This is a genomic window from Adhaeribacter arboris, from assembly GCF_003023845.1.
Classification (GTDB): Bacteria; Bacteroidota; Bacteroidia; order Cytophagales; family Hymenobacteraceae; genus Adhaeribacter; species Adhaeribacter arboris.
Window position 1 is genome coordinate 1,968,376 of the sequence record NZ_PYFT01000001.1, and the last position, 18,943, is coordinate 1,987,318.

The following is an 18,943-nucleotide window of genomic DNA, read 5'->3' on the forward strand; positions in this document are numbered from 1 at the left end:
ACCAAATTATGATTTTAAATGATAGTAGCCTCCCGAACCAGCCTACTGCTTACTAACTTTCACCTGTTTTAGTTCTTTTTTCATGGTTTTCACGAGCAGGTTGGTTATTATTTCGTAGCCTTTATCCGAGGGATGCAGGCCATCGTAGGTGTTAGCAATGGCTTCGGGTGGGTACGGGTATTCGTCGGTTTCCGGGTTGAAAGGAACATCGATAAAATCCGGATAAGAATAATTTTTGTAAGTACCAGTGGCAGGGTCTTTCAGCTTTTTAAATTTTACCAGCGTTTCCGGGGTAATGCCGCTTTGGTTATATAAATCTACCACCGGTAATTTTTCTAGTTTACCAATGGTATTTACGGCTTCGGCAAAAGCCGCCAGCGATTGCCCGTTTTTATCTTTATAGGAGCCGTAGGCATTGTTTTTCATGTTGTTGATGTACACAAAATCCCCGCGCTGCATGGGTGTTATTAAAATTATAGATGCTTTTTTATTTAATCCCCGCAGTTTATTTATAATAATCCGGTAAGCTCCGTAAAAAGTATGGTTACCAGTGTTATTTTGGTAGTCCGGAAGCGTGCCTATAAGTTTTCCCTGCCACCAATCGTTAGTACCCAAAAAATAGAATATACTTCTGCCTTTTCTAGTTCCAGATTTTCTATTTCCTCCGCCATCCGGACAGCAGTCCAGCCATTATAGCCTTTATTTACATACTTCAATTCGGGTAATTCTTCGGTAACGCCGGTTAGATAGCCTTTGGTAATGCGGTTGCCGGTTTCGTTGGGATGATCGTTCAGATAAGTGATAGAATCGCCTAGAGCAACCCAACTAATTGTTTTGTAATTAAATGAGCTAAATATAAAAAGGAGGAAAACAAGCAGTAGGAGTTTTTTCATATTTCTTTTGCCAAATACTATCCGAATAAAAGTAAGCAGTAACAAGTAGAATTACAATGCTTATGGACCAGAGGCAAAAGTTGTAATTAGATTCTTCAAAGGGAAATTTATAGATTTTTGAATGCTGCCCGAATTCATAATTTCTTAATAACTTTTTAGGTACGGGGGAGTTTAGAGATAAACGGATTTATCAAAAATCAAAAACTATGGATAGCATCAATCAACAGCAACCCGAAAAGAACCACCAGGATTTACAAGGCCAATCGGCCGGCCAAAAAATAAAAGAATTAGCCGAAAAGGCAGATACCTGCTTCTTCTGTACTAAAATAACGACCGGTTTACCGCTTAAAGTTCGGCCTATGTCGCTGCGAAAAGTAGAAGAAAACGGGAATTTTTACTTTTTGAGCGCTTCGGATAGCCATAAAAACGCCGACATTCAAGCCGACCCCAATGTGCATCTTTTATTTCAGGGCTCCGCGCACAGCGACTACTTAAGCGTATTTGGTACGGCCACTATCAGTCAGGATAAAGAAAAATAAAAGAACTTTGGAATCCCATTTTAAAAACCTGGTTTACCGAAGGCGAAGATGACCCAAGAATTACGGTTTTAGAAATCAAGGCGAAAGAGGGTTATTATTGGGATAACAAACACGGCAACACGGTTGCTTTTGCTAAAATAGCTATAGGAGCTGTTATTGGCCAAACCCTCGACGACTCCATTGAAGGAAAGCTTAACGTGTAAGCACTTCTAATTACTTTTAATAATTCATTTCCTAAGGTCTGTGACGGCACAGACCTTTTATTTGATTTTTATCTAAAATAAAGAAACGGGAGAGAATGTCTAATGATATTACCTGGCGTGACAGAACTTCCACCACTTTTAATTATATAAATAAAGTATTGCGGGATATTTATAAGATAATAAGTAAAAAATTAGGGCTAAATACCTTATATTCAATGAATTTATTTTAAAAACTATGAGCTATAAAATTGTAACTGACCTTTTTGCTCATACCTATAAAACCATTGATGTTAATGGTAATGGTAAAAACAAGAATAATACAATTCTAATGGGTTCCTATGTGCAGCTTTTAAATGAAAATAAGGGCATCTGGACCAAGGTAAAGGCTTTTAGCAAAACTGGCTGGATAGAACAGCATAAAATCGGTGATGAACCTGGCCTTAAAGTTTTTTATGTAGATGTTGGTCAAGGGGATGGTGCGCTTATTGAAATCGGAAATTCTTTTAAAATGCTTATAGATGGGGGCCCAGGTAATAATTTAGCCAATTACCTCAGTAAATGGCAGTATCTTTATTATTTTAAGAGAAACGAAAAAGTGCATTTTGATTATGTTTTTGTTAGTCATTTCGATAAAGACCATTATAATGGTCTTATAGACATATTAAATGACGATCGGTATACTTTTGGCACTATATATCATAACGGAATTGCAAAGTTTGATACTAAAAAATCTGATTTTCCTGCTGATTGGAGAACAACTCTAGGGGAAACTCACGGAGAGGCAAATGAAGCAAATGAAAAACTGCTAATAACTACATTTGATTCTATAGATGAATTAAATGTTTTTAAAGAAAGGGACATTCTACAGGCTATGATGGAAAAGTTTACCTTAGCTGTAACGAATGCTATCACCCAAGGACGTGCTCAGAATTTTATTCGTGCCGATTTTCAAACACCTATTATACATAGAAATATTGCTAATAAAGACTTTACCATAGAATTTTTAGGTCCTATCCCTAGTGAACACAATGGTGGATTAGCTTTCCATTTTTTTGAAGATGAATCACATACGGTTAATGGACATAGCTTGGTTCTTAAAATAAAATATGGCGAATCAACCCTTTTATTTGGTGGCGATCTGAATATTCCTAGTGAGAAACACCTTCTTCAGCATTATCAAAGAAACAATCCATTTGAAGTGGATGTAGCTAAGTCCTGCCATCATGGTGCCTCCGAATTTACCGTAGAATTTATGGCATCTATTAATCCATTAGCAACTATTATTTCTTCCGGTGATAATGAATCTTATTCCCATCCCAGAGCCGATGCCATTGGATGCGCTGGTAAATATTCGCGAGCTCAAAAACCGTTAGTATTTTCAACGGAACTTGCCCGTTCCACCAATGTTAAGAAAAATCTTATTCAGTTTGGTATGATTAACCTTCGAAGTAACGGTGATAGTATTATTATGGCTCAAATGAAAGAAGCAAAACCTAGTTCGTCTTTATGGGATATTTACCAAGTTAAACCTGTTGAGGAAACCTTTGAATAATTGCGCTGGGTTTTGGTACTTGAAATTTATTTAACAAATAAAAATAAAAGTAATCTAAGATTGAAGAGGAGGGTTTAAATTTTAATTATTTAGTTAAAAACATTAAAAAACAGCATCTTATTTTAATTCAAGTAAACCTTATCCTACAAGCGGATCTATTCACCTATACTCCTAAGTTTTTAAATTAGGAGTATTAGCATTTTTATAAAATTTTTCAAGTAGGATGAAAATTCTGACGGCTTCGCTGAAGCATTTAATCGTGCAGAAATTAAGAATTTCAAATAAGCAAGCAATCGCATACATCACTTCGGGCCGGGTGCAGGTAAACGGGGAAAAAGGCCAGGTGCAGCAAGCCTTGCAGCCAGCAGATAAAGTTACGTTTGGTGCGCAGGTGCTGAAAGAGCCGCAAGCTTTTATTTACCTGGCGTATTACAAACCGCGGGGTATTGAATCCACCTTAAATACGAACATCCAGAACAACCTGGCAGCTGCTTTACATGTAGAACACCCCGTATTTCCGGTTGGGCGCTTAGATAAAGATTCGGAAGGATTAATGCTGCTGACTAATAACGGAAATATTTACGATAAAATTATCCATGCCAAGAGCCACCAGGAAAAAGAGTATTTGGTAACCGTAAATAAGCCTTTAACGCCGGAAGCATTAGCCCAACTAAGCGAAGGTGTTATTATTATGGGCCAAAAAACCCGGCCGGCTCAGGTACAGCAAATAAGTGCAACTACGTTCCGGATTATTCTTACGCAAGGTCTTAACCGCCAGATCCGGCGCATGTGTTATAAGCTTGGGTACCAGGTACAACAGCTCGTCCGCTTACGGATGGTAAACCTAGAATTAGGTTTGCTAAAACCCGGCGAATGGCGCTATTTGTCTTCCCAAGAAATTCAGGAATTAAATCAAATTATTTTTAACTGAAAAGTTAGTCAAGCATTCACCCAAGCCTTTCTCTTAAAGCACTAGTACATTAAAAATTAAAATTTCAGCGAAAATATCTCAACGGGCTAAGTTCGGCTTAGCTATTTTTCATTTAGTTAGCCCATTAAGGCGGAGGTTTTAAGGTTGAAAAATTTATTCCTGGCAGATAAAAATCCGGTTAAATTCCTATTTAGCTAAACAATATGCTTTCTCAGTAGTTTAAACAGAAAATAGCCAAAATTTTACTAAACTATGAAAGAAACAGTTAAAATGAGCCGCCGGAAAGCTTTAAGCGGCTTGGGAGCCGGGTTAGCTACTGCGGCGATGAGTCCGGTTTTATCCGCTAACGGCGAACTAAACCCAGTAAATTCCACGGCGGCACCCCTCGAAAATCCTAATACTAAATATCCAAAGCCTCCTTTTAAAGGGCAGTCGCAGCCTTGGCCGGGTCTGGCCAGCCAAATGGACCCGCGTCCGGATCACGGGGAGAAAAGTTATAAAGGTTCCGGCAGATTAAAAGGTAGAAAAGCCTTAATAACCGGCGGGGATTCCGGCATGGGACGTGCGGCCGCCATTGCTTATGCCCGCGAAGGGGCCGATGTAGCCATTAACTATTATCCATCCGAAGAAGCGGATGCCAAAGAAGTAGTCGAGCTGATTAAAGCCGAAGGCCGGAAAGCCATTGCCATTCCCGGCGATCTGCGCGAAGAAGCTTTTTGCCAGAAAATGGTAGCTGAAGCCGTAAAAGGTTTAGGCGGATTAGATATTTTGGTGAGCAACGCGGCGCGGCAACAAACCCGGGCTTCTATTCTGGAAGTTTCGTCGGAAGATTTTGATGCTACCATGAAAACCAATATCTACGCGCCTTTCTGGATAATTAAAGCGGCCCTGCCGCATTTGCCACCCGGCTCGGTCATTATTGGAACTACCTCGGAGCAAGCCACCGACCCTTCGCCGGAATTATACGACTACGCCCAAACCAAAGCGGCTACCACTAATTACGTACGATCTTTGGCCAAACAACTAGCTCCTAAAGGCATTCGGGTAAACGGAGTAGCTCCCGGTCCTATCTGGACGCCTTTACAGGTAAGTGGCGGCGCCACCCAGGAAAAATTAAAAAAATTCGGTGGCGATACGCCTATGGGTCGGCCCGGACAACCCGTTGAATTAGCTTCGATTTACGTGCAGTTAGCCGCCAGTGATGCCAGCTACGCTACGGGGCAGATTTACGGCGCTACCGGTGGAGCCGGACAACCCTAGTAGTAGGAACTGGAAAATAACAGGGAGAAAGGAGTAGCGTAATGTTACTCCTTTCTCCCTGTTACTTGTACCTAAACCTCCGGGTTGTTTTTGCTGCTTATCCGGATAAAACCTTGGTCATAAATTCTTTTTTGGGTTACCGGGTCCAACTCGTACCAAACATCGAGCACGTAAGTAGGTGTGTAATAGGTAGTGGCAAATTCTTCCTGGCCGTCGATGGTTTTGTAATCGTTTACCATTTCGTAACCTTCCGCTAAAGCCTGATAATGCGCTTCTTCCTCATCGTCCAGTTCGTCCAGGTATTGGTTGTATCTCTCATGGTAAGCATCGGTAACCGCTTCGTACAAACGTTGCAGTTGCGATAAACTAAACTCCATAAATCCTTCGTTATCCTTCGTCCAGGTGCCTTGTAACTCCATTTTTCAAAATTAATTAAAAGGTTAAACGAAATAATGTAAGGTTATGCCAGTAATTTTTAAACCCACTAAAATTTCCGTTAAATAGAGTATTCTTCTATTTGTCAAAAATACTAAAAAAGAGTAATTTTCTACATCAACTCCGGCTGTTCCGTGTTGCGGCGTTTCAGAGATTTGGGAGTTTCCTGGGTCCAGCTTTTAAAGGCGCGCCGGAAAGCGGGCAAGTCGGAGTAGCCTAAAATACCGGCCACTTGGGTAATGTTGTGCGGGGAGTGACGTAAAAGCTGTAAGGCAATATCTTTTTTTACTTCATTGGCTAGTTGGCGGTAGCTGGTTTTTTCTTCGAGCAATTTGCGTTGGAGGCTACGCGGGCTCATTTTTAAATTAGCCGCTGCTTCTTCAATGGTGGGAATTTGCCCTTTAAACTGCATCAACAGCAATTGTTTTAAAGCTTTGCTGCAACTGCTTTGCAGGTAAAGAGCTTTCTTTTGTCCCAGGATATTGGTGAATAACTCGTACACCGATTTATCGCTGGTTATTAAAGAACAAAGCATATCGTCGAGGTGAAAAATTATTTTGGTAACCGGCGCGTTAAAGACGACCGTGGTTTGAAGCAAGCGGGTATACTCACTAATATTCTTTTTGGAATATTCGGTTTCTACGGCAAGGGGGTAAATATTTTTACCGGTTAAAACCCGGAGAATGTTTAAGGTACCAGAAAGCGAATTATCCATTCCTTGCCGGGCACTAACGGGGTATTTCGATTGCCAAAAGCTGTTCTGGTGAAATTCTACGGTAGCCGTACGACCCGCTTCGGTGTAGGTTATATCCATCATGGCGCAAACCATGTAGCCATATTGCGCATACACTTGAAAAGCTTCGCTTACATTTTTACTGCTTTGCACCAACAGCCCCACCATGCCCAGGGTAGCCGGGGTAATTTCCAGGCCCATGTGCAAACCAATCAGCTCGTCCCCAGTCAGGTTGACCAGTAAATCCCACAACTTCGCCGATTTCTCCCACTCTACCAGTTTTTCCGAATCTGTAAAATCTTCTTTCCTAAAGCCACTAAGGGCACTTAATTGGTCATAGGCAGCTCCATAGGTGGGAGCGTGATGTAAAATATCGCGGATTACGGTTGCTTGTAACGACATGGCGTAAAATGCATTGTTTTTATCACAATATAACCTTTTTACCGGGTAAATCCAACCGTTACTTTGCTGGTACAAAACACTAACCTTTAGACCTTTAAAACCTAATTTTATGCCCGCTACCATTCAAACTACTATCTCCGTAGTAACACCCAGCGTAAGCTCCCAAAAACGAATTTTATTTGCTTGCATGCCCGCCGACGGCCATTTTAATCCGCTTACCAGTCTGGCGGTTCACCTGAAAGCGGCCGGGCACGACGTGCGTTGGTATACCGGTTCTATCTTCGCTAAGAAACTCGCAGCTCTGCAAATTCCCTACTTACCGTTTAAACACGCTCAAGAAATTACGGTCCAGAACATCGACGAAGTATATCCGCAGCGCCGGGAAATAAAAAGTCAGGTTAAAAAATTAAGTTTTGATATTTGTCATTACTTCATTTTGCGCGGCCCGGAATTTTACGCCGACATTAAAGAAATGGAACAAGCATTTCCGTTTGATATCTTGATTGCCGATTCTGCTTTTACCGGGATTCCTTTTGTCAAAGAAAAGCTGAACAAGCCCGTTATTGCCGTGGGAGTCACGCCTCTTACCGAAACTTCCAAAGATTTACCGCCTGCCCTACTGGGCCTTACGCCGACCAAGGGAATTTTCGGTCGGGGCAAGCAAGCCTTGCAACGTTTCTTAGCTGAAAAAATCTTGTTCCGCGAACCAAACAAAGTTATGCGCCGGGTATTGGGCGCGCACGGTATTGATACCGGACGATACAATATTTTCGACGCCCTCATTCAGAAATCAACGGTGTTTTTGCAAAGCGGTACCCCCGGTTTCGAATACCAGCGCAGCGACCTGAGTTCTCATATCCATTTTATCGGTCCTTTGCTGCCTTACTCCGAATCTGCTTACCAACCCTTACCTTTCCTGGACAAATTGAAATCGTATAAAAAAGTAATTCTGGTAACGCAAGGCACTTTCGAAGCGGATAGTTCTAAATTAATTATTCCCACTTTAGAAGCGTATAAAAATTCGGATTATCTGGTAATTGTTACTACTGCTGGTTGGCACACCGCTGAACTCCGCGCGAAATACCCTTACGCTAATTGCCTAATCGAAGACTTTATTCCGTTTAGCCAGATTATGCCTTTGGTGGACGTGTACGTTTCTAATGGCGGCTACGGCGGGGTTTTACTCAGCATTGCTAATCATTTACCCATGGTGGTTGGCGGTCAGCACGAAGGCAAAAACGAGATTTGCGCCCGGGTAGGATATTTTAAACTTGGTATAAACCTGAAAACCGAAACTCCGGCCCAGCAACAAATTAAAGTTGCCGTAGAACAGGTACTTACCAATAAAACTTACCGGGAAAATGTACGCGCCTTAGCCGCTGAATTTACGCAATACAATGCTCCGCTTTTGTGCGAACAATACGTGAACCAACTCACCGGGGTGTTGCCGGAGCCATCCTGGAATTAGTTAGTCGTTGCTGATTATTCGTTGCTAACTATTTTTAAATAAATTTTAGTAAAAGTTCTATTTACTTATAGAAACTACCATTCTTGTTTATTCTCCTAATTTTAAAGCAGGAATTCTTAGGTAAAACAACCTTGTACGTACTAGCTATTTATATAATTTTCATATAGCTTTTATACAGGCAGCCTTTACTTTATAGGGTAAGGGTTGCTTTTTATTTGTTGCCAATAGTAGTTACTCATCTTTTAAAATACGGATGACATGAAATATTAAAAGACGAATTTTCATTTCCAAACTTTATCAAGACAATTGTCGTTATAATTTAGACAAAATTCCTTACATTTACAAAAAGCAACACACCTATGAAAGCTACCAGGGAGAAAAGGCCAGCTTCTGATCCGGCTAGTAGAAAAAAACGGGCAACGAACGTAACTACTTTATTAAAAGAAGAACCCGTTCCTGCGTTAAGCAACTCCGTAGATGAAAAGGATGGCAAAAATGTATTTTACCTGATTAAAGCCGTTAGGGCCGGTGTTCATTTTAATTTATTTCAGGATTTTGCCGCTGAAGTATCTTTCTCGCAAGCCGAGTGGTCGCAATACCTGCACTTGTCCGAAAAAACCTTACAACGCTATAAAAAAGAAAAAAGCACCTTCGACCCGCTGCAATCCGAAAGAATTTTAGAAATAATGCAATTATTTAAAAAAGGTATTGCCGTTTTTGGAGATAAGAATCATTTTAATACCTGGTTAAATACCAGCAATATTGTTTTAGGAAATGGAAAGCCAAAAGATTTACTGGACAGCAGCTTTGGCATTCAATTATTGCAAGACGAATTAATCCGGATCGAATACGGTGTATTTGCATGATTGTTTTCCGGTTGAGCAAACAAATGTACTGCACCGACCTTTCAGGAACCGGTGCGTTTAAAGTTGGAGGTCGTTGGAACAGTAAAGGCACAGCACTGGTTTATACCGCCGATTCGCGGGCACTGAGTATGGCCGAAGTAGCCGTTCATATTCCGGTAGGAATTCTACCCAAAGATTATTTTCTGGTAAGCCTACGTATTCCGGATGATTCGGTAACGGAAGTAGAACAAAGTAATTTACCACCTGACTGGAACGCCTTTCCTCGTTCTTTTTCTACCCAACAATTCGGAGATAATTTTGTAAAAACCGGAAAATCGCTCGTTCTGAAAGTTCCTTCGGCAGTAGTACCCGGTGATTTTAACTACCTGATAAATCCCCTACATCCGTTAATCCATCAGGTAACCTTGGTGGGAGAGCCGGCCCCTTTTTCTTTTGATAGCCGGTTATTCCAAAAAATATAAATTCATCTTTCAGCAAGAGTCAACTTTTGTCATGCAAAGGGAGATTTGCTGATAAGTCGCCAAGCCACCGAAAAAATGATATTAGCCTTTAATTCAAATGGAAATTTCTTAGTAGCAGTTTGAGTCCAGGAGTTTAATAAGTTTCCTTGTGAATGACAATAATAAATAAAGAAGAACTAAATTTAAATACCTGTTCAAGTGAAAACTAGTGAACAAGGGGAAAAGTAGAATCCCCTTTTTACCCAGGGAGGTGATTTGTTTTAATCTTTCCCAATTGAAAAATAACTAATACTTAATCTCTAGTTTCCGCCGCCACCTAACAAATATTTGATGAATACTTTAAAATAAAAGTAACTGGCAGAATTTTCTGAGAACAAACTAAATTTTTAGAGAGTTATTCGAATAGATAGGTTTCTTAAGGTCTATGTTTTAAATATGTATTTAGGCAGAGGCCCTTTCTTGCTTCTCCGATTTTAGACTCAGAATTTGCGTTTAGCTTATGAAAAAAGTTTTTTTTCTTTTGTTCCTCCCGCTGCAACTGCTTGCCCAATCCTTTACTCCTACGGAAATTAATCGCTGGCAGCAGAAGGCCAAACAAACTACCATTATCCGCGACAACTTTGGTATTCCGCATATCTACGGTACTACCGATGCGGATGCAGTTTTTGGACTGTTGTACGCCCAGTGCGAAGATGATTTTAAGCGGGTAGAAATGAATTACATCGAGAAACTAGGTCGGCTGGCCGAAGTAAAAGGTGAATCGGAATTGTACAATGATTTGCTCATTCGCTTACTCATTGATTCTACCGAAGCGGTTGCGGATTATAACAAAGCCGAGCCTTGGCTCAAGAAATTGTTAAACGCTTACGCCGACGGTATTAATTATTACTTGTACAAAAATTCGCAGGTAAAACCCGCTTTGCTGCACCGGTTTAAACCCTGGTACCCGTTGCTCTGGACCGACGGCAGCATTGGCGCCATTAATACCGCCGATGTTACAGTAACTGAATTAAAAAATTTTTACACCGGCTCGCAGGATTTTTCGAGCGCTATTCCTAAAAATGCCGAATTGCCCAGCGGTTCCAACGGGTTTGCTTTTGCGCCGGCAAAAACCGAATCGGGTAACGCTATTTTGTACATTAATCCGCACGTTACCTTTTATTTCCGGCCCGAAGTGCAAGTGCAAAGTCAGGAAGGTTTAAATGCCTACGGCGCGGTTACCTGGGGGCAGTTTTTTGTTTATCAAGGTTTTAACGAACATTGCGGCTGGATGCATACTTCCGGCAACACCGACGTTGCTGATTTGTACGAAGAGAAAATAATCAAGAAAAACAAGGCCTTATTCTACCAGTTTAATAATTCGCTAAAGCCCGTTACCCAGAAAAAAATTACTCTTCGTTACCGCGAAGGCAACGCCCTGAAAACTAAAATTATCACTGCCTACTATACCCACCACGGGCCGGTAATGGCGCAACGCAACGGCAAATGGCTCAGCTTAAAATCTTATAATCGTTCCCTGACCAGTTTAATCCAAAGTTGGCAGCGAACCAAGGCCAAAAGCTTGGATGAATACAAAAAAGTTATGGATTTAAAAGCCAACACTTCCAATAACACGGTTTATGCCGATAATAAAGGCAACATTGCTTACTGGCACGGCAATTTTATTCCCATCCGGGACCCTAAACTTAATTGGTCGAAACCGATAGATGGCAGCGTGGCGGCTACCGAATGGCAGGGATTGCACAAGGTAGACGAATCGGTGCACTTGTATAACCCGTCCAGCGGCTGGATTCAGAACTGCAACTCTACGCCTTTTACCGCTTCTGGCCCGAGCAGTCCGAAGAAAGAAAACTACCCCGCCTACATGGCGCCGGACGGGGAAAATTTTCGGGGCATTAACGCCGTTAAAATTTTCGGGAGCAGTGAGAAATACACCCTAGATAAAGTAATTGCCGCGGCTTATAACACCCATCTAGTCGCTTTTGATGTGCTGCTACCCGCTTTACTAAAAGCCTACGAAGAGAATAAAGGTACCGCTACTTACCAACCTCTAGCGGAACCCATGAAACTATTAACCGACTGGGACCGCAATTCTTCCGAAACCTCCGTAGCTACTACATTAGCCATTGAATGGGCGCAGAAACTAAGTCCCGCTATCCGGCAGGTGTACGTGGATCAAGGCGAGGCCGACCAGGTACAGAAAACCCAGAAATTTGCTCAAACTGCTTCCGCTGATCAATTATTAGGTCCGTTACTCGAGGTAAAACTGGAACTGCAAAGTAAGTTTGGTAAATGGCAGGTAGCCTGGGGCGAAATAAACCGTTATCAGCGCCTTTCCGGTGACCTCGACCAGAAATTTGACGATGCGCAGCCTAGTTTGCCCAGCGGCTTTGCGCCTTCCACGTGGGGTTGTTTGCCTTCTTTCGTTAGCCGCACCTATCCCGGCACGAATAAACGCTACGGCTACAATGGCAACAGTTTTGTGTGCGCCGTAGAATTTGGCAAAAGAATAAAAGCAAAATCTTTACTGGCCGGCGGTAACAGCGGCGACCCTAAATCCAAGCATTTCGATGATCAGGCAATTATGTACACGAAAGGCCAGTTCAAGGAGGTATTATTTTACCGGGAAGATGTGGCCAAGCACGCGGAAAAAACCTACCATCCGGGAGAGTAAAAATTTATTATTTTAAAAAGAAGTTTGCTCTTTTACAGCTCTTTTCTAATACCAGCACCTAAAAACAGGCATCCGTTCCTAAGACAAACCGCTAATAGTACGTCTTTTATTATTACAAGCTTGATGGCATTTATAAACTTTTACTTTTATACCAAATCTTGTCAACTGTGCGGTTCTCTGCATTTGGATGTCTATTATTTTATTTTTTAATCGGGAATGCTCTGGAAGCCGGTTTTTAATGTGCTTTAGTTAAACTGTTTGGTCTTTTCTATCGCGAGCGTCCCGCTCGTGAGGAGTATCGTCCGGCCTCTGGCTGGCTGGAATTAACTTTCATCCTCATAGCTCAGTTTTATCGACTTGCCCGGCAAGAGGACTACCAAATAGTTAGCCACGCGGCTGGAGCCTCGCGCCAGCTTTTTTTATTCTGGAGAACTTACCGGGTTTATCATTTTGAAAGGAGTAAGAGCACAATAACCGACATCCAATTAAAATACTTAAAAAAATATTTAAGTTTAAGGACATTGAACCCGTGCCTATTATTAATTCAAGCCTTGAACGAGTTGTTTTGAGGATTTAGGTTGAGAAAGCCAGGTTTCCGGTTGAAAAAGTTGCTTGTGGTGCCGCATAATATCGGGGCGTTTTTCCGGAACTTCCGAAAGGTCATGGCCGGGTATTACTACTACCGCTGGTTCTGCCCGGCGCAATGCCCTTACCTGATTACGCACGATAGCGGCTTCTTGCGGGTGGTGCGCTATTTTTTGTATATCCTGGGAGTTCAACCAATCAAAATGAACAACCGCATCGCCGGTTAACAATACCGGGCCCTGGGGTAAATGCACAATAGCGGCCATGTCGCCTTCCGAGTGACCCTCGCCCTGCACCAAAATAATGCTGCCATCACCGAAAAGGTCTACCGTGCGGGGGAAAGTGGCGTAAGGCTTACCCTTGGTAAAATCAATTTCTTGGTGGCGCGTGGGAGCAATCCAGGCAGTATGAGTTGGTTCGAAGCCAGCCAGGCGGGAAGTATTTTTGAATTTCACTCCTTTGGCGGTTACAAAAGTAGCGTTGGTAAAAGCGGGCGCCGCACCGGTATGGTCGAAATGCAAATGCGATAAAATAACGGTATTTACTTTTTGGGGAAGCCAGCCGTCGCGGCGCATCTGGCTGACCAAATCACCACCAACTGCCGACCGCGATTTAAATAATAAACCTACCAGCGGATGCAAGGCCCCTTCTTGTTTTTCCGCGATTTCCGGACCTAATCCGCAATCAAAAACTACTAAGCCGCGCTGCGGGTGTTCTATAACAAAAGCCGGCACCGGCCGCCAGGGTTGGTTAGGGCCTGCCAGCATATCGGGAACCCGGTTCGTGCCGGTATTAAACACATGCAATTTTAAACCCGGATATTTTACCCAGCTTTTGTTAGATAAAGTAGCCGGTACATCCGGCCCAGCTACCGGTTGAGGAGTATAACAACTGCTCAGACCCAACAGCAAAACACTGCCAAAAATTTTACATATTTGCCTCATCATTACTTGTATTTTAAGTATTTTGATAAGGCAAAGTAAAAGGAGCAGCTGCTCTAAAACCTTGATGCAAATCAAAATTTACCACCATCCGGAACAGGGTGGCTTATTCCATGATAAAACAGTTTAAAGAACTTTGACAGACGACGAAATCTATGCGCAGGCCCGGAAAAGTTATGCCCGATTAGTGGTATTTACCAACGAAGAGTGGCAGGCCTTCCGGGAACGAACCCTAATCCGGTATTTGAACCGGAAAGAACATTTTTTAAGGCAAGACGCGGTATGTTTGCATTGTGCTTACGTGGCCAAAGGGTATGTACGGCATTATTACCTCGTGGAGGGCAAAGAAGTTACCAACGATTTTAATTTCGAGCACATGTCTACGGGCGGTTACCAGAGCTTTATTACTCAAATGCCGGTGCGGTTTAATATTGTAGCCATGGAACCTACTACCCTCGTTACTTTTAACCGCAGCACCATTCTGGATTTATACGAGCGCTACCCTAACTGGCAAAAGTTGGGTCGATTGGTTATTGAAGGATTGTTTAACCGCAAAACCCTCCGCGAAGAATCTTTTTTACTCGACACGCCCGAAGACCGCTACCGGCAATTACTCCAGCGGCAACCGTTTATTCTGCAGCGTGTGCCTTTAGTTTACATCGCTTCGTACTTGGGCATTACTCCGGAAACCCTGAGCCGCATTCGGGCCAGAAAATAATTTCTACCTAGCTACCCAGGGAATTAGCTATTTTGATTTTCTAGCTAAGGTGGAGTAAAATTTCCGGTTAAAATAATGGTTTTTAGCAGAAATGTATTACTTGCCCTAATCAACGTTTCGTATTTCTGTCTATTTTGCGGGGCATTTACGATTAAAATCCCAAAGCCAATTTAAGAACATTGGAACACCCCCTCGATAATCCAATCTGGATGGCGCTTCAATCCGGAAATAAAAATATAGCCTACGGCAATACGCAGGTTAAATTTATGCAAAGGGATGTTGGCCTTTTTGCGGCGATGGACGTGTACTCCGAAAGTAATTTTAAATACTTACAGGAACAAAGTTCGCCGGAAGATTCCTTTATACTTTTTACTCCCGGTAAAATGCAGGTACCGACGGGCTGGAAAACTCTGGTGGAGAAGGCTATCACGCAAATGGTATACCCGCATTCTGCTCCCCCATTATGGGAAGTCGATAAAAACCTGGTGGCTTTAAAAGAAACCGATGTTCCGGCTATGCTCAATTTAACGCAAAGAACCAAGCCCGGCCCTTTTTTATCCGGTACTATCCAATTAGGAAGTTACTTCGGTTTTTTTGAAGAAAGTAAATTAATTGCCATGGCCGGGCAGCGCCTGAAGCCAGGTATGTATACCGAAATAAGCGCGGTTTGCACGGATGCCGGTTATACTGGTAAAGGGTTGGCTAAAAAACTGGTTATGCATCAGGTTAGCCAAATACTGGCCGAGTCCCGAATCCCCATTCTGCATTTAAATAGCGAAAATAGTCCAGCTTATAACTTATACGCTAAAATCGGCTTTCAAACCAGGCGGGAAATGGTGGTGTATGTTATCCAAAACACTAAGCTTGCTTTACAATAAAACATATTAAGAGCGAAAAGTATATTTCAGTGCGATTAAGGTATTTCTGGAAATAATATTTAACCATACAGGTGGAGCTTTTCCTCGAATGTCTTTATTACCTCTTCTTTGGTCAAGTGGCTGGTATCGATGCGCAGGGTTCCTAATTCTTCGGCTTGTTTTCTCAGGAATTTAAGCCAGTTTCTCATATCTGCCGTAAATAACTCGGGTTGCATACGATGGTAAGTGAGTCTTTTTCTCATTTCTTCTTCGCTGCAATCCAATAGTATAATCGTGTATTCCTCAAAACCCTGTTTGGCAAAACCCGCGCGAATAAATTCTAAATTTACCTGCCCCTCTAAAAAGATTTTCTCCTTCCAAGGTTCGTGCAAGATTCTAGTTATCCACGCATGAGTTTTAACTTCCTGCCAACGGTTAGGTGATCCAAACGCATTCGTCATTTCGAGTAGTGAAGGAACCCCGATTGAATCAAAGTGAAAAAATGCCCAAGGCTTACTTTTGTACTTGTTCCCGAGTTGATTAATTAAAGTTGTTTTTCCTACCCCAGAAGCCCCCGTAATAAAATAAATACTTTTTTCTCTGTCGCCATCCATGGGTTTAGTTTAGTAGTTCGCGCAAAAGTTGGAGGATTGCGTTCGGGGCAGCAATAATTTGTTATCAGGCCAATTTCAAAATAAAGTCTTAATAGAAAACCTGACAACAAGTTCTATTCTCAAGCTGCTCCGAACGCAATGCCCCTGTTAGTAGTTGGCTACTTAAGTTTGTTAGTTGGTTTCGGCGTATTTTTTAAAATTGTTTAGGATTGCCTGCCAACCGGCTCGTTGCATTTCTACCTCATTGGTATTTTCCGCGTCAAAAGTTGTCGTTACTTTGGTGGTTCCCTCCAGGTTCTCAAAATCAGTGGTTGCTTGCCTGCCGTCACCCATGGTGTAAGTAAGCTTCTTTTGGTCAATAACTTCATCATAAATGGCTTCAAAGTCGAAACCAAAACTTCCGTCTTTCGCTTCCATTCGGGCGCTGTATTTTCCGCCCGGTTTTAAATCGTTCTCTGCTTTTGGGCATTGCCAATCACTGGTGGCAAAATTCCATTTCGTAATATGTTCGGGCTGGGTATAATATTCCCAAACTTTGCTGATGTGCGCTGCAATAGTGGCATCTACCGTAATTTTTGTTTGCTCCATAGTTCTGTTACTTTGTATTGATTAATCTGAATGTATTTGGTTGATTGTGGTATACTCTTATCTGATCCAACAACTGCGAAGCTTTTTCTCCTAAATTTATAAAAAATACAACTAAAGCTATCTTATTATTACTTACTGGACCGCATTGCATTAAAAATCTTCAAATTTTTGTCGGATGATAATTTTGCGTATTCAGGAGTATCACAGGCTACTAAGGCAATTTTCCCGTCTTTATCGCTGTGCACTCCCCAGCCATACCGCTTTGGTAAGGGGGAAGCTCGAAAGCAAGGTTGCCCTTTGGAAAAAAATTGGGCTCTGGCTTGTTCCAGTTCAGCTTCGGTTAACTCCTTACGTTCCGCAAATACCCGGAAAAGCACCTCATCCGAAGTAAACTTATAAGGATTTTTTCGAACGAGTTCAAATTGAATATTCGCCACCGTTTTGGTATCTCCTTTCACGGGCGGAATTTCTCCCCTTGCTGCCGGGCAATCCTCCGCTATTTGGATAAAGGTGTTTGGGTAATTGGTCGTATGAACTTTCATGTAATTTCTTGTTGTATTTTCATTATAATAGCTCTGGGGCTTTCCTTCGGCGGCGGTTTTAAAGAAACCAACTGTGGGCCAACACGAATGTATTAAAAGAACCGTAAAAGTAAAAAGTTCTCGTTACCCGCCATTGCGCAAAGCCGCCGTTAACAGTAGTGCTTCCTTCTGGTGGTTTACCTTGCTTTTTATTACTCTTCCAGATTTAGGAGCCGTCCACCGCAACAATATTGCTTCCGCATAAACTACAAGCCGCGCAAAATTTTTTCCATCTTTCTGCCCTTGGCCAACTCATCCACCAACTTATCCAAATACCTGACCTGCTGCGTTAAAGTATCTTCAATTTCCTCTACCCGGTACCCACAAATTACACCGGTAATAAGATTTGCACTGGGGTTGAGCGTAGCCTGTCGGAAGAATACTTCAAAAGTTACCTTTTCATTTATCAGGTTCTGCACCTTATTAGGGTCGAAGCCGGTTAACCACTCAATTACCTGATTTAATTCTACTTTGGATCGGCCTTTCTTCTCTATTTTTGCCAGATACAAAGGGTAAACCGTGGAAAAAAGCATTTTGGCGATACGCTGATGGTGGGTGGTAGATGTGTTCATAGCTGGTATATTAGCGTTTACTGTCGTTTAATAGTGCTGGTAACAAGAAAAGGCTTGCTGATGTACCGGCGTTAGTATTTCATTAGCTTAAATTTATCAAAAACTTTTATTAAGTGTTCTCTTGTATCGCACCTATTCGTCATCCCGCCATATTATCCAACCGCCTATTGGTTGCTTTACTATATATTTCGCAGTCTAAATGTTTACACTAGCTCCCGAAGGAAAGGGAGTAGAACTCACCAATTGTAAGTCTATCAGATGGGGATGGTCACACACCCTGAAATTCCTTTTCCTATTGCAACCGAGTGAATGGAGAACCTGAATTCGTCCACCAGTCCATGCTTCACGAGGTTCTGGGCAAAGCTAACTCCACCATGAGCGAAAATAGGCTTTCCTTCTTGCCGTTTCATATTTCGTAATATCGGCCACCAGGTCGATGGCAACAGCCGCATCCGACCACGTTGAAGCATAGGGAGAAATGGCTCCTGTTTCACATTTCATATAGAATTAACTCCAAATCCTGAATAATCAGAATTGTTTATCAGCAGTAGGTAAGGGTAATTTTAAATAACATGCTGTAGCGGCAACAATAGCATCTGGTAGCTTTAGTTTTGATTCTCTCCTAAATCGGATAATTAACTCTTTGATTTCTGCGGTTAAATCAATTATAGAACAATTCTTTAATAATCCTTGAATAACTTCTTCTGAATTTGGTGAGATTTTAGGAAAGGAAAGTAACTCTAATTCGGTAACGAACGATATAATCAAATCTTTATCCGCTAGCATTTCTATTACTTCTGATTCTCCTTTTAAGAAATACAGCAAAATGTTGGTATCAACAAAAAGTTTATTCCCTCTCATTTCTTACGTTTCTTTGGTATTCTAAAGGATCAATCTCCATAGGTAACTTACCCGCGTATTGCCTAATACCATTTTTAGGAACTTTGGCTACAACTTCCGCTACGCGTTTTTTAATTTTGTCTTTGGGAGTTCCTTTTTTTATAATAGTTACCATAATTTAAGTTTTCTTAAATCTAAAAATCCTTATAATTTATTTATTCTCACCTCTA

General features: G+C 41.9%; 20 protein-coding genes and 2 pseudogenes. 11 read left to right on the forward strand and 11 right to left on the reverse strand.

Annotation, left to right across the window (positions count from 1 at the left end):
* Positions 1 to 42 precede the first annotated feature (42 nt).
* Positions 43 to 893 (reverse strand): annotated as a pseudogene (locus AHMF7605_RS08100) (SGNH/GDSL hydrolase family protein).
* 206 nt (positions 894 to 1,099) lie between these two features.
* On the opposite strand from AHMF7605_RS08100, the pseudogene AHMF7605_RS08105 reads away from it, so the two are divergent.
* From AHMF7605_RS08105 to AHMF7605_RS08120, 4 genes and pseudogenes are all read left to right on the forward strand, one after another.
* Positions 1,100 to 1,635 (forward strand): annotated as a pseudogene (locus AHMF7605_RS08105) (pyridoxamine 5'-phosphate oxidase family protein).
* A gap of 235 nt (positions 1,636 to 1,870) precedes the next feature.
* A complete protein-coding gene (locus AHMF7605_RS08110) occupies positions 1,871 to 3,187 on the forward strand; it encodes a ComEC/Rec2 family competence protein (RefSeq protein WP_106928164.1) in 1,317 nt (438 codons plus the stop codon).
* A 223-nt stretch (positions 3,188 to 3,410) separates the two neighbouring features.
* Positions 3,411 to 4,118 carry a pseudouridine synthase gene (locus AHMF7605_RS08115; protein ID WP_106928166.1) on the forward strand — a complete coding sequence of 236 codons (708 nt, stop codon included), beginning with the start codon at positions 3,411 to 3,413 and terminating at the stop codon, positions 4,116 to 4,118.
* Positions 4,119 to 4,442: 324 nt separating this feature from the next.
* The gene (locus AHMF7605_RS08120) at positions 4,443 to 5,378 is read left to right on the forward strand and encodes an SDR family oxidoreductase (RefSeq protein ID WP_233219295.1); all 936 of its coding nucleotides are present in this window, start codon (positions 4,443 to 4,445) and stop codon (positions 5,376 to 5,378) included.
* Positions 5,379 to 5,449: 71 nt separating this feature from the next.
* On the opposite strand, the gene AHMF7605_RS08125 is transcribed toward AHMF7605_RS08120, so the two are convergent.
* Both AHMF7605_RS08125 and AHMF7605_RS08130 read right to left on the reverse strand, forming a co-directional pair.
* Positions 5,450 to 5,797: a hypothetical protein gene (locus AHMF7605_RS08125; protein ID WP_106928170.1), complete on the reverse strand. Its 348-nt coding sequence runs from the start codon at positions 5,795 to 5,797 to the stop codon at positions 5,450 to 5,452.
* Between the two features lie 128 nt (positions 5,798 to 5,925).
* Complete coding sequence (locus tag AHMF7605_RS08130; RefSeq protein WP_106928172.1) at positions 5,926 to 7,071, reverse strand: AraC family transcriptional regulator; 1,146 nt, start codon at positions 7,069 to 7,071, stop codon at positions 5,926 to 5,928.
* Between AHMF7605_RS08130 and AHMF7605_RS08135 the strand changes: the two genes are divergently transcribed.
* The 4 genes from AHMF7605_RS08135 to AHMF7605_RS08150 all read left to right on the forward strand — a co-directional run bounded on the left by AHMF7605_RS08135 (position 7,058) and on the right by AHMF7605_RS08150 (position 12,417).
* Positions 7,058 to 8,416 (forward strand): glycosyltransferase, encoded by a 1,359-nt coding sequence (locus AHMF7605_RS08135; protein WP_106928174.1) that lies wholly within the window; start codon positions 7,058 to 7,060, stop codon positions 8,414 to 8,416. The genes AHMF7605_RS08130 and AHMF7605_RS08135 overlap by 14 nt on opposite strands.
* 359 nt (positions 8,417 to 8,775) lie before the next feature.
* Complete coding sequence (gene parS / locus AHMF7605_RS08140; protein ID WP_106928176.1) at positions 8,776 to 9,282, forward strand: type II RES/Xre toxin-antitoxin system antitoxin; 507 nt, start codon at positions 8,776 to 8,778, stop codon at positions 9,280 to 9,282.
* Entirely contained in the window at positions 9,279 to 9,743 is a 465-nt protein-coding gene (locus AHMF7605_RS08145; RefSeq protein WP_106928178.1) for an RES family NAD+ phosphorylase, read from the forward strand. The genes parS and AHMF7605_RS08145 overlap by 4 nt, the downstream gene beginning before the upstream one ends.
* Positions 9,744 to 10,242: 499 nt before the next feature.
* On the forward strand, positions 10,243 to 12,417 hold the full coding sequence (locus tag AHMF7605_RS08150) for a penicillin acylase family protein (RefSeq protein WP_106928180.1): 2,175 nt from the start codon (positions 10,243 to 10,245) through the stop codon (positions 12,415 to 12,417).
* Between the two features lie 539 nt (positions 12,418 to 12,956).
* Here AHMF7605_RS08150 and AHMF7605_RS08155 read toward each other — a convergent pair.
* Entirely contained in the window at positions 12,957 to 13,949 is a 993-nt protein-coding gene (locus AHMF7605_RS08155; protein ID WP_106928182.1) for an MBL fold metallo-hydrolase, read from the reverse strand.
* A 130-nt stretch (positions 13,950 to 14,079) separates the two neighbouring features.
* Between AHMF7605_RS08155 and AHMF7605_RS08160 the strand changes: the two genes are divergently transcribed.
* Positions 14,080 to 14,661, forward strand: coding sequence for a Crp/Fnr family transcriptional regulator (locus tag AHMF7605_RS08160; RefSeq protein WP_106928184.1), 582 nt, complete (start codon positions 14,080 to 14,082; stop codon positions 14,659 to 14,661).
* Between the two features lie 179 nt (positions 14,662 to 14,840).
* On the forward strand, positions 14,841 to 15,539 hold the full coding sequence (locus AHMF7605_RS08165; protein WP_146153545.1) for a GNAT family N-acetyltransferase: 699 nt from the start codon (positions 14,841 to 14,843) through the stop codon (positions 15,537 to 15,539).
* A gap of 59 nt (positions 15,540 to 15,598) precedes the next feature.
* Here AHMF7605_RS08165 and AHMF7605_RS08170 read toward each other — a convergent pair whose 3' ends face one another.
* From AHMF7605_RS08170 to AHMF7605_RS08180, 3 genes are all read right to left on the reverse strand, one after another.
* Positions 15,599 to 16,132 carry a P-loop NTPase family protein gene (locus tag AHMF7605_RS08170; protein ID WP_106928188.1) on the reverse strand — a complete coding sequence of 178 codons (534 nt, stop codon included), beginning with the start codon at positions 16,130 to 16,132 and terminating at the stop codon, positions 15,599 to 15,601.
* Between the two features lie 171 nt (positions 16,133 to 16,303).
* A complete protein-coding gene (locus AHMF7605_RS08175; protein WP_106928190.1) occupies positions 16,304 to 16,720 on the reverse strand; it encodes an SRPBCC family protein in 417 nt (138 codons plus the stop codon).
* A gap of 128 nt (positions 16,721 to 16,848) precedes the next feature.
* Complete coding sequence (locus tag AHMF7605_RS08180; protein WP_106928192.1) at positions 16,849 to 17,262, reverse strand: DUF6157 family protein; 414 nt, start codon at positions 17,260 to 17,262, stop codon at positions 16,849 to 16,851.
* A 73-nt stretch (positions 17,263 to 17,335) separates the two neighbouring features.
* Here AHMF7605_RS08180 and AHMF7605_RS29655 point away from each other — a divergent pair, with 73 nt between their 5' ends.
* A complete protein-coding gene (locus tag AHMF7605_RS29655) occupies positions 17,336 to 17,506 on the forward strand; it encodes a hypothetical protein (RefSeq protein ID WP_158267475.1) in 171 nt (56 codons plus the stop codon).
* Position 17,507: 1 nt separating this feature from the next.
* On the opposite strand, the gene AHMF7605_RS08185 is transcribed toward AHMF7605_RS29655, so the two are convergent.
* The 4 genes from AHMF7605_RS08185 to AHMF7605_RS29660 form a co-directional block, all read right to left on the reverse strand.
* Positions 17,508 to 17,873 carry a DUF2200 domain-containing protein gene (locus tag AHMF7605_RS08185; RefSeq protein WP_106928194.1) on the reverse strand — a complete coding sequence of 122 codons (366 nt, stop codon included), beginning with the start codon at positions 17,871 to 17,873 and terminating at the stop codon, positions 17,508 to 17,510.
* Between the two features lie 254 nt (positions 17,874 to 18,127).
* A complete protein-coding gene (locus AHMF7605_RS31090) occupies positions 18,128 to 18,343 on the reverse strand; it encodes a dihydrofolate reductase family protein (RefSeq protein WP_146153546.1) in 216 nt (71 codons plus the stop codon).
* Between the two features lie 58 nt (positions 18,344 to 18,401).
* A complete protein-coding gene (locus AHMF7605_RS08195; RefSeq protein ID WP_233218979.1) occupies positions 18,402 to 18,734 on the reverse strand; it encodes a type II toxin-antitoxin system VapC family toxin in 333 nt (110 codons plus the stop codon).
* On the reverse strand, positions 18,721 to 18,888 hold the full coding sequence (locus AHMF7605_RS29660; RefSeq protein WP_158267477.1) for a hypothetical protein: 168 nt from the start codon (positions 18,886 to 18,888) through the stop codon (positions 18,721 to 18,723). Before AHMF7605_RS29660 ends, AHMF7605_RS08195 begins: the two co-directional genes overlap by 14 nt.
* Positions 18,889 to 18,943: the final 55 nt, after the last annotated feature.

Bases quoted from the DNA above. Each gene is read 5' to 3' on its own strand.
- AHMF7605_RS08150 (WP_106928180.1), top strand. From the start codon at position 10,243: ATGAAAAAAGTTTTTTTTCTTTTGTTCCTCCCGCTGCAACTGCTTGCC.
- AHMF7605_RS08115 (WP_106928166.1), top strand. From the start codon at position 3,411: ATGAAAATTCTGACGGCTTCGCTGAAGCATTTAATCGTGCAGAAATTA.
- AHMF7605_RS08135 (WP_106928174.1), top strand. From the start codon at position 7,058: ATGCCCGCTACCATTCAAACTACTATCTCCGTAGTAACACCCAGCGTA.
- AHMF7605_RS31090 (WP_146153546.1), bottom strand. From the start codon at position 18,343: ATGCTTCAACGTGGTCGGATGCGGCTGTTGCCATCGACCTGGTGGCCG.
- AHMF7605_RS08125 (WP_106928170.1), bottom strand. From the start codon at position 5,797: ATGGAGTTACAAGGCACCTGGACGAAGGATAACGAAGGATTTATGGAG.
- AHMF7605_RS08110 (WP_106928164.1), top strand. From the start codon at position 1,871: ATGAGCTATAAAATTGTAACTGACCTTTTTGCTCATACCTATAAAACC.
- AHMF7605_RS08185 (WP_106928194.1), bottom strand. From the start codon at position 17,873: ATGAACACATCTACCACCCACCATCAGCGTATCGCCAAAATGCTTTTT.
- AHMF7605_RS29660 (WP_158267477.1), bottom strand. From the start codon at position 18,888: ATGGTAACTATTATAAAAAAAGGAACTCCCAAAGACAAAATTAAAAAA.
- AHMF7605_RS08175 (WP_106928190.1), bottom strand. From the start codon at position 16,720: ATGGAGCAAACAAAAATTACGGTAGATGCCACTATTGCAGCGCACATC.
- AHMF7605_RS08155 (WP_106928182.1), bottom strand. From the start codon at position 13,949: ATGATGAGGCAAATATGTAAAATTTTTGGCAGTGTTTTGCTGTTGGGT.
- AHMF7605_RS08170 (WP_106928188.1), bottom strand. From the start codon at position 16,132: ATGGATGGCGACAGAGAAAAAAGTATTTATTTTATTACGGGGGCTTCT.
- AHMF7605_RS08180 (WP_106928192.1), bottom strand. From the start codon at position 17,262: ATGAAAGTTCATACGACCAATTACCCAAACACCTTTATCCAAATAGCG.
- AHMF7605_RS08120 (WP_233219295.1), top strand. From the start codon at position 4,443: ATGAGTCCGGTTTTATCCGCTAACGGCGAACTAAACCCAGTAAATTCC.
- parS (WP_106928176.1), top strand. From the start codon at position 8,776: ATGAAAGCTACCAGGGAGAAAAGGCCAGCTTCTGATCCGGCTAGTAGA.
- AHMF7605_RS08195 (WP_233218979.1), bottom strand. From the start codon at position 18,734: ATGAGAGGGAATAAACTTTTTGTTGATACCAACATTTTGCTGTATTTC.
- AHMF7605_RS08130 (WP_106928172.1), bottom strand. From the start codon at position 7,071: ATGGTAGCGGGCATAAAATTAGGTTTTAAAGGTCTAAAGGTTAGTGTT.
- AHMF7605_RS08145 (WP_106928178.1), top strand. From the start codon at position 9,279: ATGATTGTTTTCCGGTTGAGCAAACAAATGTACTGCACCGACCTTTCA.